16 protein-coding genes and 1 tRNA gene are annotated in these 15,355 nt (G+C 31.0%); 10 read left to right on the plus strand and 7 right to left on the minus strand.

Annotated elements, in window-relative coordinates:
* Positions 1–8 precede the first annotated feature (8 nt).
* Genes IWX80_RS03840 through IWX80_RS03855 form a run of 4 tightly spaced genes read left to right on the plus strand, consistent with a single transcriptional unit; the run spans position 9 to position 7,073 of the window.
* Positions 9–1,373, plus strand: coding sequence for a DUF262 domain-containing protein (locus IWX80_RS03840; protein WP_196852233.1), 1,365 nt, complete (start codon positions 9–11; stop codon positions 1,371–1,373).
* Positions 1,363–3,330 carry a GmrSD restriction endonuclease domain-containing protein gene (locus IWX80_RS03845; RefSeq protein WP_196852234.1) on the plus strand — a complete coding sequence of 656 codons (1,968 nt, stop codon included), beginning with the start codon at positions 1,363–1,365 and terminating at the stop codon, positions 3,328–3,330. The genes IWX80_RS03840 and IWX80_RS03845 overlap by 11 nt, the downstream gene beginning before the upstream one ends.
* Positions 3,323–6,355, plus strand: a complete 3,033-nt coding sequence (locus IWX80_RS03850) for a type I restriction endonuclease subunit R (protein ID WP_196852235.1) — start codon at positions 3,323–3,325, stop codon at positions 6,353–6,355. The genes IWX80_RS03845 and IWX80_RS03850 overlap by 8 nt, the downstream gene beginning before the upstream one ends.
* Position 6,356: 1 nt before the next feature.
* Positions 6,357–7,073, plus strand: coding sequence for a M48 family metallopeptidase (locus IWX80_RS03855; RefSeq protein WP_334682215.1), 717 nt, complete (start codon positions 6,357–6,359; stop codon positions 7,071–7,073).
* Positions 7,074–7,197: 124 nt separating this feature from the next.
* Here IWX80_RS03855 and IWX80_RS03860 read toward each other — a convergent pair whose 3' ends face one another.
* From IWX80_RS03860 to IWX80_RS03870, 3 genes are all read right to left on the minus strand, one after another.
* A complete protein-coding gene (locus IWX80_RS03860) occupies positions 7,198–7,872 on the minus strand; it encodes a hypothetical protein (RefSeq protein WP_196852237.1) in 675 nt (224 codons plus the stop codon).
* Positions 7,873–8,198: 326 nt separating this feature from the next.
* Positions 8,199–8,747 carry a hypothetical protein gene (locus IWX80_RS03865; protein ID WP_196852238.1) on the minus strand — a complete coding sequence of 183 codons (549 nt, stop codon included), beginning with the start codon at positions 8,745–8,747 and terminating at the stop codon, positions 8,199–8,201.
* 61 nt (positions 8,748–8,808) lie between these two features.
* Positions 8,809–9,333, minus strand: coding sequence for a hypothetical protein (locus tag IWX80_RS03870; RefSeq protein ID WP_196852239.1), 525 nt, complete (start codon positions 9,331–9,333; stop codon positions 8,809–8,811).
* Positions 9,334–9,665: 332 nt separating this feature from the next.
* On the opposite strand from IWX80_RS03870, the gene IWX80_RS03875 reads away from it, so the two are divergent.
* Complete coding sequence (locus IWX80_RS03875) at positions 9,666–9,839, plus strand: hypothetical protein (protein ID WP_196852240.1); 174 nt, start codon at positions 9,666–9,668, stop codon at positions 9,837–9,839.
* A 186-nt stretch (positions 9,840–10,025) separates the two neighbouring features.
* A complete protein-coding gene (locus IWX80_RS03880) occupies positions 10,026–10,625 on the plus strand; it encodes a recombinase family protein (RefSeq protein WP_196852241.1) in 600 nt (199 codons plus the stop codon).
* Between the two features lie 65 nt (positions 10,626–10,690).
* On the opposite strand, the gene IWX80_RS03885 is transcribed toward IWX80_RS03880, so the two are convergent.
* The 3 genes from IWX80_RS03885 to IWX80_RS03895 are packed head-to-tail and all read right to left on the minus strand — an operon-like array spanning position 10,691 to position 12,284.
* Positions 10,691–11,305: a hypothetical protein gene (locus IWX80_RS03885; protein ID WP_131908303.1), complete on the minus strand. Its 615-nt coding sequence runs from the start codon at positions 11,303–11,305 to the stop codon at positions 10,691–10,693.
* Between the two features lie 49 nt (positions 11,306–11,354).
* Positions 11,355–11,942, minus strand: coding sequence for an ImmA/IrrE family metallo-endopeptidase (locus tag IWX80_RS03890; RefSeq protein ID WP_131908302.1), 588 nt, complete (start codon positions 11,940–11,942; stop codon positions 11,355–11,357).
* A 6-nt stretch (positions 11,943–11,948) separates the two neighbouring features.
* A complete protein-coding gene (locus tag IWX80_RS03895) occupies positions 11,949–12,284 on the minus strand; it encodes a helix-turn-helix domain-containing protein (RefSeq protein ID WP_131908301.1) in 336 nt (111 codons plus the stop codon).
* 135 nt (positions 12,285–12,419) lie between these two features.
* Here IWX80_RS03895 and IWX80_RS03900 point away from each other — a divergent pair, with 135 nt between their 5' ends.
* From IWX80_RS03900 to IWX80_RS03915, 4 genes are read left to right on the plus strand one after another with little or no spacing between them, the layout of a single operon-like run.
* Entirely contained in the window at positions 12,420–12,644 is a 225-nt protein-coding gene (locus tag IWX80_RS03900) for a DUF2188 domain-containing protein (RefSeq protein WP_131908300.1), read from the plus strand.
* 5 nt (positions 12,645–12,649) lie between these two features.
* A complete protein-coding gene (locus IWX80_RS03905; protein ID WP_196852242.1) occupies positions 12,650–13,456 on the plus strand; it encodes an SMODS-associated NUDIX domain-containing protein in 807 nt (268 codons plus the stop codon).
* Positions 13,453–14,589 carry a nucleotidyltransferase domain-containing protein gene (locus tag IWX80_RS03910; RefSeq protein WP_131908298.1) on the plus strand — a complete coding sequence of 379 codons (1,137 nt, stop codon included), beginning with the start codon at positions 13,453–13,455 and terminating at the stop codon, positions 14,587–14,589. The genes IWX80_RS03905 and IWX80_RS03910 overlap by 4 nt, the downstream gene beginning before the upstream one ends.
* The gene (locus tag IWX80_RS03915) at positions 14,586–15,005 is read left to right on the plus strand and encodes a hypothetical protein (RefSeq protein WP_131908297.1); all 420 of its coding nucleotides are present in this window, start codon (positions 14,586–14,588) and stop codon (positions 15,003–15,005) included. The genes IWX80_RS03910 and IWX80_RS03915 overlap by 4 nt, the downstream gene beginning before the upstream one ends.
* Positions 15,006–15,177: 172 nt before the next feature.
* Here the strand turns inward: IWX80_RS03915 and IWX80_RS03920 are convergent.
* Positions 15,178–15,248 (minus strand) — tRNA-Gln (locus tag IWX80_RS03920).
* Positions 15,249–15,355: the final 107 nt, after the last annotated feature.

Consider the following 15,355-nt stretch of genomic DNA (forward strand, 5'->3'; position numbering starts at 1 on the left):
ATATAAATATGGTGCAAGAATTACAAAAAGAAATCATTTCCGTCGAAAAGCTACTAACCTACTGTAGTCTTACATTACCAATATACCAACGTCCCTACAAATGGAATGCTACTCATGTATCACAATTAATAGAGGATATTTATCATTTTAGTGATAGAAAAGCTTATCGTTTAGGAACAATTGTAATTCATTCCGAAACTAATGAAAACAATACTTCTATTCATAACATAGTTGATGGACAACAGCGCACCATTACTTTATTATTGATCGCTAAAGCGATAATTGCCAATAAAGCCAATTATAAAAATCCTATTTTATTAAACAAGCTAAAAATTATTGATTCTAGTTTAATTTCTTTTGAAATTGAATCACCTGTTTCTAAATCAAATATTCAGCAGAATTATAGAAATATTAAGAGGTTAATCACTCGACTAGATGAGAAACAACTCTTTTTCTTTTTCGAAAAATGTGAATTGGTTCAATTTATATTGAGTGACATTACGGAAGCCTTTCAATTCTTTGATGCTCAAAATGCCAGAGGAAAAGATTTGGATCCACACGATTTACTTAAAGCATTTCATTTACGTGAATTTTCGCAGGAAGATATGTTTTTACAAAATCAAATAGTAAACCAATGGGAAAATACACAATCGGAAGAACTATCTAAATTATTTTCCGAATATCTCTATAGAGTAAAAGGTTGGGCAAAAGGTAACTCGTCTAGATATTTTAGCAAAAAAGATATTAAACTCTTCAAAGGAATAAAGATAGACGAAACGGAATCTTATCCTTATACCATTCCGCTTCGGATAGCCCATTTTTTTACAGACGATTATAATAGAAATATAGATAGAAAAATTGACAACAACCGCCGTGATTTTCCATTTCAGCTCGATCAAACCATCATAAATGGACGACGTTTCTTTGAATTTATAAATTATTACAAACGTATAATAGATTCTTTATACTTATCAAATTTTAAAGAAATTCCTTTAGACGATAAGGCAAAAAAGATATTGAAATGCATACAAAATTACCCTTCTATGCATAGAACCGGCGATAAATATACAAGAGCACTATTTGATTGTGCTCTAATCTTTTATATCGATAAGTTTCAATATAATGAGATCTCAAGAGTAATTGAAAAAATATTTATATGGGCATATAGTATTCGTTTAAATTATCAGAATTTACAATTTGCTTCTGTAGATAATTATGTGCTAATAGAAAAGAATATTTTCAAAATAATAAGTACTTCTATAACCCCTCATCCTGTTGTAAACTTAAACTTAAATAATGTTGAAAATATAAAAGCAAGTAAAGTTCCGGAATTGATAAAATTATTTAAAGAATTAAATTATTATGATAAATAACGCTGACTTAAAAGAACTTACTATAAAGGAATTGTTAGACGGAAAAGATAGATACGTTATTCCAATTTACCAAAGGAATTACGCATGGGAAGAAAAAGAAATTGAACAATTACTTCAAGACATAATAGATTATATTCCCAAAGAAAATAATGAAACGGCAAATAACTATTATATAGGCACTCTTATTATTAATGAAGAGACTGTTAATAACAATGCTTTATATGAAACCATAGATGGTCAACAACGTATGACCACTTTGAGTATATTAACTAGCGTATTAAAACATAAACTTAAAGACACTACTATATCTTTAGATTGGTATAAAAACATTAATCTAGAATTTTATAGCCGAAGGCAATCTACAGAAACACTAGAAGCTGTTTTTCAAAACTATTTTAATAACAATCATATTTATAACGATGGTATTAAAAATGGATATGATTTAATTCATAAGCATTTAGACAACAAATTAAGAGAAGCGAAAATTTCAATAGAAACTTTTTCGAATTTTCTCTATAGTAAAGTCAAGATTATAAGAGTTCAAGTTCCCCTAAAAACTGATTTGAACCACTATTTTGAAATTATGAATACTCGTGGAGAACAATTAGAAAAACATGAAGTATTAAAAGCTGCATTATTAAGTATCTATAATGAAATTGAAGATGAAAACGAGAAGAAAAAGTATTTTGCAGTTTTCAATTTAATTTGGGAAACGGTATCGGATATGGATTATTACATGCAATATCGGTTCCATCCAGATCTAAGAGAAGGCTTATTTGGTAAAGAATGGAATAAAATTCAAGTAACAAATCACAATGAGTTATTTCAGTTTCTTGATAAAAAATCGAATAATATTGATGATAAAAAATTAACTATTGATGATATTATTTCAAGCGAATTCACTTTTGAGAAACCAAATGATATTATAGATGAATCGGACCGATTTCATACTGTAATTAATTTTCCTAATTTTTTACTTCAAGTATTAAGAATTCAATTAAAAAGTAAAGAAATAGCATTAGACGACAAAAAACTGCTTACAATTTTCAAAGACGAAATTAAAAAATCAAATAATAAACTAGAATTTGTAAACAATTTTATTTTTAATTTATTCAAAGCAAGATTTTTATTTGATAAATATGTTATTAAAAGAGAATACACCAGTAAAGGAGAACAATGGAGTTTAAGAACATTAAAGCACTATAAAAATAGCCAAGCTAATTTTGTAAATACTTTTGGAACAGAAGAAGATTGGGACAATGAAACAGTAGTAATGTTGTTGTCAATGTTTCATGTTTCTACACCTACCATGATATATAAGCATTGGGTAAATTCTGCATTATTTTATTTAAATGAAAATTATTCATTTGATAGTGAAATAGATTTATCAGATTACATAATTTATTTGGAAACCTTTGCTAAGGATTTATTAATTCATAGATTTTTAAACAATGATCCTATCGATTATTTTGATTTAATTTATAATAAAGCAGATTTGGATTTAACTGATAGGAAATTAGATTATGATGAACCAAAATTAAAATATGGCGCAATAGAGAATAATTTAGTATTTAACTTTTTAGATTATGTTCTTTGGAAAAAAGACTATGTTGAAGGACTAGATTTTAATTTTACGTTTAGAAGTTCAGTTGAACATTTTTATCCTCAAAATCCTATTGGTGGTTTGCCGCTAAAGAATCAATCCATTTTACATTCATTTGGAAATTTATGTTTGATTAGTCATAGTAAAAATTCCAAATTAAATAATCATTTACCTTCAGCTAAAAAAGATTATTACTCAAAAATAGAAACCGACGGCAAAACAGACTCAATAAAGCAGCACATTATGATGTTTGATTATGATGTAAACAGTTGGAATGAAAACAGTATTAAAGACCATGAAGTTAAAATGATTGATGAGATTAATGATTTTATAAAAACATACAACCATGAATAATATTGGTAAATCAGAACGTGAAACCCAGAACCGAATTGTAGCTCTTTTTAAAAATGAGCTTAACTATACCTACCTCGGTAATTGGGAAGATCAACAGCGTACGCACCCTATTGAGGAAAACCTTTTGTTAGATTTTCTAACTAACACACAAGGATATTCTGAAATAGTGGCTAAAAAGGCAATTCAAGAATTAGTTAAAGCGGCCACTAACCTATCTGGTAGTTTGTATGAAGCTAATAAAGAAGTGTATAAACTGTTACGTTATGGTAAATCCATTCGTGAAGAATTGGGCGATTTAAAAGAACGTGCCTGGTTCATCAATTGGAGTGAACCACAGAAAAATCATTTTGCAATTGCCGAAGAAGTAACCGTTATTGGAAAACATTCCAAGCGTCCGGATATAGTAATTTATGTTAATGGTATTGCACTAGGAATACTAGAAATAAAACGCAGTAAAGTAGGCGTTTCACAAGGGATTCGTCAAAATTTAGATAATCAAAAAGAAGAGTTTATACCAAAATTCTTTACCGCTGCACAATTAGTATTTGCTGGGAATGACACCCAAGGATTGAGGTACGGTACGATTGAAACTAAAGAGAAATATTACCTGCAATGGAAAGAAGAAAGTAATAAAACTTTTGATTATTCTTTAGACAAACATTTATTTTTAATGTGTCAAAAAGAACGATTATTGGAAATAATCCATGACTTTATAGTGTTTGATAAAGGCACCAAAAAACTCTGTCGTCCCAATCAATTTTTTGGTATCAAAGCCGCACATACAAATGTAAAAACCAAACAAGGTGGAATCATTTGGCATACACAAGGAAGTGGTAAAAGCTTAACTATGGTTTGGCTCACGAAATGGATCAGAGAAAATGTAGATAACAGTCGCGTTTTAATCATCACCGATCGTGAGGAACTTGATGACCAAATTGAAAAATTGTTTCTTGGAGTAGATGAAAATATATACAGAACCAAAAGTGGAAAGGATTTAATTAATAAGCTCAACAGTACAAGTCCATGGCTGATTGCTAGTTTAGTCCATAAATTTGGTAGAAACTCTGAAGAGGGTGACTTCACAGGTTATATAGAAGATTTAAAGAAGCATTTAAGCACAGATTTTAAAGCCAAAGGAAATATCTATGTTTTTGTTGACGAGTGTCATAGAACGCAATCCGGCAAGCTTCACGATGCGATGAAAATGTTACTACCCGAAGCTTTATTTATAGGTTTCACAGGAACACCACTACTCAAAAAAGACAAGCAAAAAAGTATTGAAGTTTTTGGACCATATATCGGTGAGCCTTATAAATTTGACGAAGCGGTTGCTGACGGTGTAGTTTTAGATTTATTATATGAAGCGCGCGATGTAGAACAATTTGTTACTGACCAGCAAAGTATTGATCAATGGTTTGATGCCGAAACTAAAGGATTAACCGATGTCGCTAAAGTAGATTTGAAGCGCAAATGGGGAACAATGCAAAAAGTGTTAGGTTCTAAATCACGTCTAGAAAAAATTGTTTTTGATATTATAAAAGATTTCAAAATAAAACCTAGAATATCAACAGGAGAAGGAAACGCAATGTTGGTTTCTAGCAGTGTTTACAACGCTTGTAAGTATTATGAATTATTTCAAAATGCAGGATTTAGAGAGTGTGCCATTGTTACTTCGTACAATCCACATCACGGCGATATTAAAGGAGAAGAAACTGGTGAAGGTAATCCAACAGAGAAACTTTTGAAATACCAAGTCTATCAAAGAATGTTGGATGGAAGATCTACTGAAGAATTCGAACAAAATGCAAAAACTAAATTCGTAAAAGAACCAAATAAAATGAAGCTGTTAATCGTTGTTGATAAACTATTGACTGGTTTTGATGCACCGTCAGCAACATATTTATATATTGACAAATCGATGCAAGATCATGGTTTATTTCAGGCCATTTGCAGAGTAAACCGTGTGGATAAAGAAGGAAAGGATTATGGTTATATCGTTGATTACAAAGATTTATTTCAAAGTTTAAAGAAATCTATTACTGATTATACTTCTGGTGCTTTTGATGACTTTGATCTTGATGATGTAAAAGGATTGCTATCGGATCGATATGAAGTAAGTAAAGACCGATTAGAAAGCGCTTTGGAAACCGTTATAGCTTTATGCGAACCGGTGCATCCTCAAGACGAGCCCAATTTTATCAGGTACTTCTGTGGAAATACCGAAAATCCAGAAGATATCAAAGATACCGAAGAACGAAGAGTAACTTTATATAAAGCCGTAGTGGCTTTGATTAGAGCCTTTGCCAACATTGCGAATGAACTGGATAAAATTGGTTATTCTGATGAAGAAGCCGCAAAAATTAAGCAACAGGTACAATTTTATTCTGATATTAGGGAAACAATCAAACAAGCAAGCGGTGATTATGTAGATTTAAAACGATTTGAACCAGGTATGCGCCAATTGATGGACATGTACTTAGATGCAAAAAGCAGTCAGAAAATATCAGATTTTGAAAATAAATCATTAGTTGACTTAATTCTTCATGTTAGCGAACCTTCTGAACCATACGGTGGTAAAAGAAGTCAAGAAGCAGTTGCTGAAACGATTGAAAACAACGTTCGAAAAGTAATTATTGAAGAAAGCCAAACAAATCCGAAGTACTATGAGAAAATGTCTAAATTGTTAGATGAGCTAATCAAACAAAGAAAAGAAGAAGCAATCGCGTACAAAGAATACTTAGAAAAAATAAAACAATTGGCTGGTGATGTGTCCAATCCTATGCATACCAACAGCTACCCTACTTCACTAGACTCTAATGCTAAAAGAGCACTATTCGACAATTTAGAAAACAATGAAATTCTAGCATTAGCTCTTGACAATGTCATTAAAACAAACAAATTAGATGGATGGCGTGATGGTGGTTTAAAAGAAAAAAAATTAAGAATTGCAATTAATGAAATTATTAAGGATGACAGTAAAACGGTTGCTATAATGAAAGTAATTAAAGCACAAAATGAGTATTAACATGGAAACGTTGTCAATCTCAACTTTTACAATAGATATTGTACGGAAAGACATTAAAAACATGCACTTGGCGGTCTATCCGCCCAATGGCAGAATTCGTTTATCCGCCCCAGAAAAAACAGATACTGATATGATGCGACTATTCGCCATTTCAAAAATTAGTTGGATAAAGAAAAATATCAAAAAATTTGTTGCCCAACCACGTGAAACCCCAAGGGAATTTATATCAGGAGAAAGTCATTATTTTCAGGGCAAAAGGTATTTATTAAATGTTATTGAACATAAAGGTATTAATAAAGTAGAAATCAAAGGGACAAAAAATATTAACCTTTATATCAAACCAAATAGTACAAAGGATACAAAAGGTAGGATACTTAAGGAATGGCATCGCACAGAAATGAAAAAACAAATTCCTGAATTAATTACGAAATGGGAAAGCATAATCGGAGTAAAATCAAATGAATGGGCCATCAAACAGATGAGAACCAAATGGGGCACCTGTAATATTGAAGAGAAAAGAATCTGGTTGAATCTAGAACTTTCTAAAAAACCTATTATTTGCTTAGAGTATATTATAGTTCATGAATTAGTGCATTTATTAGAAAGAAATCATAATGAAAAGTTTGTATCATATATCAATCAGTTTATGCCAAAATGGAGAATACATCGGGATGAACTAAATAATTTGCCCGTGGCACATAATGACTGGGGATACTGAATATTAATTATTCATAATTTTACACATCCAAAAGATATTATGTTATCCCAAGAAATAAAAGATCAATAAAACTATTCTAAATAGAAAAACTGTTTGCAAAACATTCAAAAGACGTTAACCAAATCTACTTTAATCCCTCATCTATTTCTGCAATCAAATCATTGAAATATTCTTTATTTAATGTTTGATCATCGTTCCATATTCCAAAGTACCGCTGGTATTTAAGGATTAGTTTAAGGTGGTGACGGTTTTCAATAATCTCAACGGGCAACTTCTTAACCATTTTATTTGATTCATTACTATAAGTTTCATTAAAAAAAAAACTACCTTCAAATTCAACATCATCATCGCAATACGTCGACGACAAAACGTCATCAAAAGAGATATTGCCATGTATTTTAGGCGTGCATCCTAGCAAATTTGATAATTTATTATTTCCGCTTATGTAATAATCACCTACTACCTCTTTCGGAGAACCAACTAATGATATTAATGCATTGCTATAGGCAAAAAAATCACCCCCTACCCATTTAGGACTACCTTCAAAATTTATAAGTTGATTGTAATAGCAATTAAAATTACCCCCAACTGATATTGGCGCACCTTTTAAAGTAGTTAGATTATTATCCTGAATACAAAAATTCCCCATAACTCTTGCAAACTTTAATGGTAGACTAGACAGGTTTTTGGAAGACATATCAACGTTACCATCAACATCAATAGATCCATCAATATTGTAATTCCAATTGTTGATGTTATATTGTTTACACAATATTTCAACTTGTGAGTAAATGATCATAGTTCTTAAATTAAAGTAATTTAAAGTTAGGCCCGGTTGGTAAATTCATCAGACCAATACTACACCGTTTTTACCGATATGGATATTCAAGTGTCTAATGCTAAGCGGTTAAGATAAGATTATTTTAAAAATATTGTTAAAATATGACATTGATCGTCTTCTAATCAAACAATGTAGCTGCATATCCAAAACTCGATTAATCATAGCTTGCTATATACTATAGACAAGTATTGAAATACAAGTTTACACTATCTAGAAAGTTTAATGTGTATTGATGAAAGAAATAAACTCATTTTTTCTATTATGGATTGAAATTATTCCATTTATTAAGAAAGTAATTTATTGATTAAATATTCTCGTTTTTTCGCGATATAATCAACATCAATTCCAAAACTGAATTTTAAAAAATCCTCGTCCCAATATTTGTGGTGTTCATTCATTGATTTTTCAACTGTATCAATGTAAGGTTTGTCAATTAAATCAAGAAGAGAATTTACGGATAAGTTATTAAATCTAATATCAATTATTCTACCAACCTTTAGCGGTAAAAATTCTAGTGATGTCAATAAATTACTATGACAATTGAAGAAATCACCAACATACTCTGGACCAAATTCTAAGGACGTTAATTTATTATAGCTACAATTAAAATCATTACCGACCGATTTTGGCGATCCTTTAAGAGTTGTTAACTTATTATTGCTGCAATCAAAACGACCACTTACTTTATTAAAATTTAGTGCTAATTCTGTTAATTGCAAACATGGATGTAAGTTAACATTGCCCATAACATCAACTGAACCATCTAAATTAATATTGTAATTGTATATTCTATACTCTTTACATTTTCTTACTATTTCTTCTCTTGTCATCATGTTTTTTCTCTGATTTATTAGTTATACTAGTTGGATAAATTTTTGTTTAGTCATTAATTTTTTAACTATTTATTATGTCAAAAATATTTGTACTTCTTTTTTTAATTAAATATCTGTTCCATTTTACATTGATACTTTTACTCTTATTTATGAAAGCTTTATGTTTTGTAATTGTCCATGAATTTATTCCAAATAACAAAGTGTCAAATTCAATTTTGTTGATAATATGATGATAAACATCATAGTCATCAAATGCCGAATGTAATTCCATTGTCACAACTATTTCTGACAAAGCATCTTCTAACGACTTTGTTTCATCATCATCAGAATAATTTTTCGTAGTATACAATATGATACAAGAATCAATTGTATCAGCTACATTTTTGATTATTGATAAATTTTCACCTTCTTTAATTAGAAAAGTAACCAAGGCATTATAATTTTTTTCATTGAAACTATGACGAGTTTCTTTATCATTTTTATTTTTTGAGAAGGTATGATATGTTATACCCATAATCTCAGAAGCCTTTGCTGGTGTCATGCTGTACTTTTCCATTATCTTCAGTATTCTGTCTTTTGGTGTCATATCTAATTATAGATTATGATACAAATATACGGTAAATATGTATACCGTTTGTTGGATTATTAAAAAAATGATTTTAATAAAATAATTAACTAAAATGATTAGAAGATAAAACAACTTTCACCAATCGTAAAACTTATTTATAACATGTAATTTCATTTTAGATTCTAATTAAAATAACTAAAAATCTTAGTATTCAAAGAACCAAATACCTCATTACCATTTCGTTATTTTAATTTTTTATGAAATATTTCATAATTTAATAAACAAAATGCATCGAAACAGATATAAAGGAAGCAATAGCAACGAAGCCGATTGCACCAAAAACATAAAAAATGGATTACGGTGAATATGTAAATACCAAAGAAGCGATGATAATTTTAGGAATTCGAAGTGAAACAACGATGATAAAGTACGAAAAACTGAAAAAAATAAAGGCATACCGTCCGTTCGGAAATAGAAAGCGGTATAAGCTCATTGAATTACTTAACATTCAATCTAAGAGGTAGCGAAAGCCGCCTCTTTTTACTCTCACTACAAGAAAAACTAAAAAAATCAAGTTTTCAAACTGATTTGTATATAATTAGGGCATACTAAAAAAGGACTCACAATTCCGGCTCAAAAACATTGTTTTTTGATGTATATTTTTGCCAGTCTAAATATATACACTATATTAGCTCTATAAAAGAATACTTATGACAAAAGTAAAATACATCAGGATCTCAAGCATAGACCAAAATACGGGTCGCCAAGAAGTGAATGCGAAAGATTTTTCAAAAATATATGTCGATAGAATATCGGGGACAATTCCATTCCAGGATCGAAAAGAAGGTAAAAAGCTTCTTGCTGATATCGAAAATAACTCAATCACGGAAGTACACGTAAATTCAATTGATCGATTGGGCAGAAATATTATAGAGCTATTAACAATGATTGAATTTCTAAATCAAAATTCTGTGAATCTATTTGTCGAGAACATAGGCATGTACTCACTGATTGAAAACAAGCCAAATCCAAGCTTCAAAATGATCATAAGCGTTCTCGGCAACGTAGCCGAAATGGAACGCTCTAATATGTTAGAAAGACAACGACAAGGAATAGAGCTTGCCAAAGCCAAAAAATTATATACTGGACGTCTATACGGAACCAGAATGGCCGATGATGAAGTCCTTACCAAATACAAAATTGTGGTCAAAGAACTAAAGAATGGTGAATCTTTAAGAAGAGCTGCTAAGATTGGCGGATGTAGCTTAGGAACAGCTCAGAAGGTTCAAAGGTTAATAACGAAGCTTTAAAAAGATTCAATGAATATTATGTGATCGTTGCAAAATCTAATCTTGTATGCCTTGCCACTAGATTTTTATCTTTCACAATTTAAAACTATTCTTCTCATTTTTGTCCTGAAATTGTCCCAAGTTTCACTGTCCCACTTTTCTGTTTTTAATTTACCGGAATAGTCTTCTAAAGATTTCTCAAGTTCTTTAGCGAAAACAATACTATCTACAACGTGATTTGTGCTGTTAAATAAATTTGTGCCCTCACGATTTATTTTCCAACCACCCGTTGTTTCGCCTTGATGCAAAATACCGCATCTTATATTTATATAAAATTCCTTTTCTTTATTTCTAAATACTGCAAAGTTTGTTTCAGTTGATAGGAATTGTTTAAAAGCTAAAGCGGATTTGTTACTACTATCTTCCCAACCATTTTTAAATGATTGAAGTGTTTCTATTAGTAAGCAGCAATTTGCCATTATTGAAAACCCATTCTTAAACTGCTCAATAAAATCTTTGTCACCAAATTGAAACGGTTTTAAATACCTGCTATGAAGTCGATGGAAAATAAAGAGGGCAATTGAATTTTGATCCTTGTTGGCGACATAACCATTGTAGTCGGCAACTGTAACTATTTGCAATTGCCCAGAGGCATCAAAATATCTTGCAAGCTCAATATTTGTATCAAGTGTCGTCATCATTACTTCTAATTTAAAAATACTACCGTAGACGCGTCTACTGACTACCTAACTAAACATTTTTCTTGAAAAATGGTTTATTTAAACCCGTCATACCCATACGGAAATTTACCATTTCAACACTAGCGTTAAAGTGAATTGCGATTTGTTCATTCGTCAAATTCCTTTTTCTCGCCCATAAAAGGCAAGGTTTTGATAATTGTAACGTTGCGCCCAAGCATATAGCTTCTTCTTCTTGAAGCTTATCAAAATCTCTCATACCAAATGGCAAATTGACCCCTACAGGAAATTCTTTTACTTTATGTTGACATAAAATATGAGCAATTTCATGCATAATATTACTTTGTTGACGGTATGAATTATGAAAATTGTTATGAATTATGATACGATTACCACTTTTCGTATCCATAGTTAAGGCACTCCATCCATACTCTTCAGCTTCAATACCTTGCAGTTTTCTTATTTCATAATCATCTTTCAAAAACTCTGTTGCATTGTAAACGCTAATATTTAAAAACTGCGCTAACTTAAATGCACATAAAGGCGCGCAAGGATGAATATTGAGATTTACTCTACATTCAGTTGCTTTTTTTTCTGCCTTTGCTTTAAAACCTCGTTTAAGAATACTTGTTGATGCCAAAAGGAATTATTTTGTTTCGTATGCCATATCTATCATTTTAATAAGCATACTTACAGTGTCCTGAGTCAATTCCTTATCCGCCCTTAAGTGAGCAACGACCTGATCTTTATTAGTAACAGGTTTAGAATCTGTATTACCAACTATAAAAGTATCAGTTGATACTTTTAACCAATTACAAATGTTAATAAATGTATCAACATCTGGAATTTTTCCTTGCTCAATTCTTGATAAAGTAGCCGCACTTACATTGCCAATTTCCTCAGCAATAGCTCTTAGTCCTTTACTTGCCCTTTTACTTTTTAACATCCCTGCTAAAAGGTCTGTATTAAGTGTTGATTGCATGTTAATAAGTTTTACGTGTTAAACACTGTCTCACTTGTGCAACAATAAGATATTTACGTATCTTTGATGCAACAGATTTGAGTTTTGTTTTATATATGAGACAAATATATCATTAATTTCTAAATTTTCATCATTATGAGTAAAAAAAACCAGCATGTAGTACCAAGAGGAAATGATTGGGCAGTGCAAGGCGCAGGAAACGAAAAAGCAATAAGGATTGTTTCCACACAAGCTGAGGCTATCAAAATCGCTAAAGAGATTGCAATCAATCAAAGATCTGAAATGTTTATTCACCGATCTAATGGACAGATTAGAGAAAGGAATACTTATGGAAAAGACAATTTTCCACCTAAAGGATAATCTGAATGAGTAATAGAGGTAAAATCAGCTTCAGTTTTGGGATATTAGGATTGGTATCAAGTTTTTTTCTAAAGAAGAGTGAAATTCAGGATGCCATATTCAATATCTCGCTTGGATTCATTGTAGCATGTCTTATGGAATTAGTTATCTTCTTGTTAGATAATAAGGAAAGATGGAAGTTAATAAAGCCACAATTTTGGAAATATAATTTGCCTGTAAGAGTGACTGTTGCATATTTATTCCGAATTGAATTTAATGGCAAATACATGTTAATCAAAAGACACAAAAATGATTTTGTTGGATATCAACCAGTAGGCGGTGCCTATAAATATTTTAAGGAAGAAAACCGAGAAATATTTGACAACTTAGGGATAGTGCCATGTAACCATGTTCCAAGAGACGAAGACACTGAAAATGATTTACGAATTGTAATTAATAAAAGAAAAAAATTAAGTGCCTTTTTTAAATGGTTTGAAAACAGAAAAAATAGAGAAATTGATCCTTGGCGTGAATTTTATGAAGAATTAATTGAACCTGGTTTTCTTCCCGAGAAGCTATTCAAACATATTAAATATGCTTACGTTGGGAAACATGAAGAAGGCGTGCTAAGGACAGAGGATTATCCAATTGAACAATTTCGTTACGCCGATATTTTCGAACTAAGACTTGAAACAGATGCACAAAAAGAGGCAATAAAATCACTTGTTAATAATGACAATATAGCATTTGTAACCGCTGAGGAAATTAGAAAGGGACATACTAACGGCGGTATAAGAATACTACCACACACATTTAAAATATTACCAAAATGATGACACTTTTTCAAAACAAGAACGTCCAGTTAGACGATCTATTAGACAGAATGGCGGAAGCTCTTCAATTAGACAAAACTCGTTATGAGCTAATGATTCAACACTATGAAGCAATAAAAAAATGGATAGAAACAGACGAAACCTTTTTCAAGCCATTTAAATATGACCTTTATCCTCACGGGTCGGTAAGGACTAGAACAACCGTAAAACCAATTGGAAAAGATGAATTTGACCTAGACATAGCATTACATATTAAAACAAATTTCAACAATCATACCCCTGAAAAAATCTATAATGAATTAAGACGTAGATTAGAAGAACATGCTTTATATAGCGGAAAGATGGAACTGAAAAATAGATGTATTAGACTAAACTACGCTGGTGAATTTCACATTGATATTTTACCTGGAATCCAAGAAAACGAATGGGACGAAAATAAACTAAGAGTCCCTGACCGTGCATTAAAAACTTGGGTAAGTAGCAACCCAAAAGGATATGCAAAATGGTTTTTGGAAAAAACTAATATCCTGAACTTTAGTTTGCTAGAAAAATCAATGCGCGCAGAAAACTTACCTTCAAATGACTATGAGAATAAAAAACCATTACAAAGGGGTGTACAATTGATTAAGAGATACAGAGATGTCTATTTTCAAAAAGATGATACGTATAAAACTTCAAGTGTTGTACTAACAACCATAGCAGGGCAATTTTACAATGGGGAAGAAAGTATCTATTTGACCGTTGAAAGCATTGTAAACAGGATATTACTTCACACAAGGAATATGTCTGGAAGAATCAAAGTTGTCAATCCTGTAAATGCTGATGAAGATTTTACAGATAAATGGGAAGATGAACCAGGATATTACTACGCATTTAAAGATTTTAGCGAACATTTATACAAAGAGTGGCAAGAGCTGAAAAAAGAAAATGGTGTTGTTCCGGAAGGAAACATCTTAAAGGGTTTGTTTGGGGATGAATTATACTTCGGAGCGCAGACTTCACAGGCAAATGTTATTGAAAAAGCAAGAACTAATAACCAATTAGGAATAGATAGAGCCACTGGTTCATTAACATCCGTAGGTATGCTTTCCACATCAGCTGTAAAAGCGAACACTTTTTATGGAAGCAAATGATAATCAAAAATTTATTAAGAAATAAAACGATAGCTCAGCAAGCTAGTGCATTAAAATTCAAATTTCCAGAATGGAATGTGAATTTCAATGCGATTAGTTTAATTGCTATAGGAAAAATAAAACCAACTTCAAGAAGTGAAGCATATACAGTTGAAATAAAATACTTCATTATCAAAAAGAAGCCCTTAGTTCAAGTAAAGATTTTAGATCCAATTTTAATAAAAAATGAAAAAGAAGAAGAAATACCACATATGTACTCACAAGAAAGCTTATGTCTCTTTATGCCTAAGTATAACGAATTCAAAAAAACAGATCTAATTTGTGATACAATAATTCCTTGGACTTCACTATGGCTTTACTACTATGAAATTTGGCATACAACAGGAACATGGCTGGGTGGTGGCTTACACGTTTAAATTCATTTTAAAAACAATAACCGTCAAGTCATCACTAAAACATAGAGCTGTAACAGAAAACAGACACCAATTCACTACATTTCATATCACAAAATTACTACGTGAATTACTACGTGCTAAAAAAGAAAACCCCGTAAACGTTAATGTTTACGGGGTTCTTAAAAAATGCTAGTTGGTCTACAAGGACTCGAACCTTGAAAGACTGCACCAAAAACAGTTGTGTTACCATTACACCATAGACCAGCAGAATTACTAAACTAATATTCTTGCTTAGCGAGTGCAAATTTATACTATTTTTTAGTTTGCACAAACTTTTTTATCAATTTTATCAAAAAAATTTTCTCTAAAAT

This window comes from Flavobacterium sp. CAN_S2 (assembly GCF_015752255.1).
GTDB lineage: Bacteria > Bacteroidota > Bacteroidia > Flavobacteriales > Flavobacteriaceae > Flavobacterium.

Bases quoted from the DNA above. Each gene is read 5' to 3' on its own strand.
- IWX80_RS03840 (WP_196852233.1), top strand. From the start codon at position 9: ATGGTGCAAGAATTACAAAAAGAAATCATTTCCGTCGAAAAGCTACTA.
- IWX80_RS03845 (WP_196852234.1), top strand. From the start codon at position 1,363: ATGATAAATAACGCTGACTTAAAAGAACTTACTATAAAGGAATTGTTA.
- IWX80_RS03850 (WP_196852235.1), top strand. From the start codon at position 3,323: ATGAATAATATTGGTAAATCAGAACGTGAAACCCAGAACCGAATTGTA.
- IWX80_RS03855 (WP_334682215.1), top strand. From the start codon at position 6,357: ATGGAAACGTTGTCAATCTCAACTTTTACAATAGATATTGTACGGAAA.
- IWX80_RS03860 (WP_196852237.1), bottom strand. From the start codon at position 7,872: ATGATCATTTACTCACAAGTTGAAATATTGTGTAAACAATATAACATC.
- IWX80_RS03865 (WP_196852238.1), bottom strand. From the start codon at position 8,747: ATGATGACAAGAGAAGAAATAGTAAGAAAATGTAAAGAGTATAGAATA.
- IWX80_RS03870 (WP_196852239.1), bottom strand. From the start codon at position 9,333: ATGACACCAAAAGACAGAATACTGAAGATAATGGAAAAGTACAGCATG.
- IWX80_RS03875 (WP_196852240.1), top strand. From the start codon at position 9,666: ATGGATTACGGTGAATATGTAAATACCAAAGAAGCGATGATAATTTTA.
- IWX80_RS03880 (WP_196852241.1), top strand. From the start codon at position 10,026: ATGACAAAAGTAAAATACATCAGGATCTCAAGCATAGACCAAAATACG.
- IWX80_RS03885 (WP_131908303.1), bottom strand. From the start codon at position 11,305: ATGATGACGACACTTGATACAAATATTGAGCTTGCAAGATATTTTGAT.
- IWX80_RS03895 (WP_131908301.1), bottom strand. From the start codon at position 12,284: ATGCAATCAACACTTAATACAGACCTTTTAGCAGGGATGTTAAAAAGT.
- IWX80_RS03900 (WP_131908300.1), top strand. From the start codon at position 12,420: ATGAGTAAAAAAAACCAGCATGTAGTACCAAGAGGAAATGATTGGGCA.
- IWX80_RS03905 (WP_196852242.1), top strand. From the start codon at position 12,650: ATGAGTAATAGAGGTAAAATCAGCTTCAGTTTTGGGATATTAGGATTG.
- IWX80_RS03910 (WP_131908298.1), top strand. From the start codon at position 13,453: ATGATGACACTTTTTCAAAACAAGAACGTCCAGTTAGACGATCTATTA.
- IWX80_RS03915 (WP_131908297.1), top strand. From the start codon at position 14,586: ATGATAATCAAAAATTTATTAAGAAATAAAACGATAGCTCAGCAAGCT.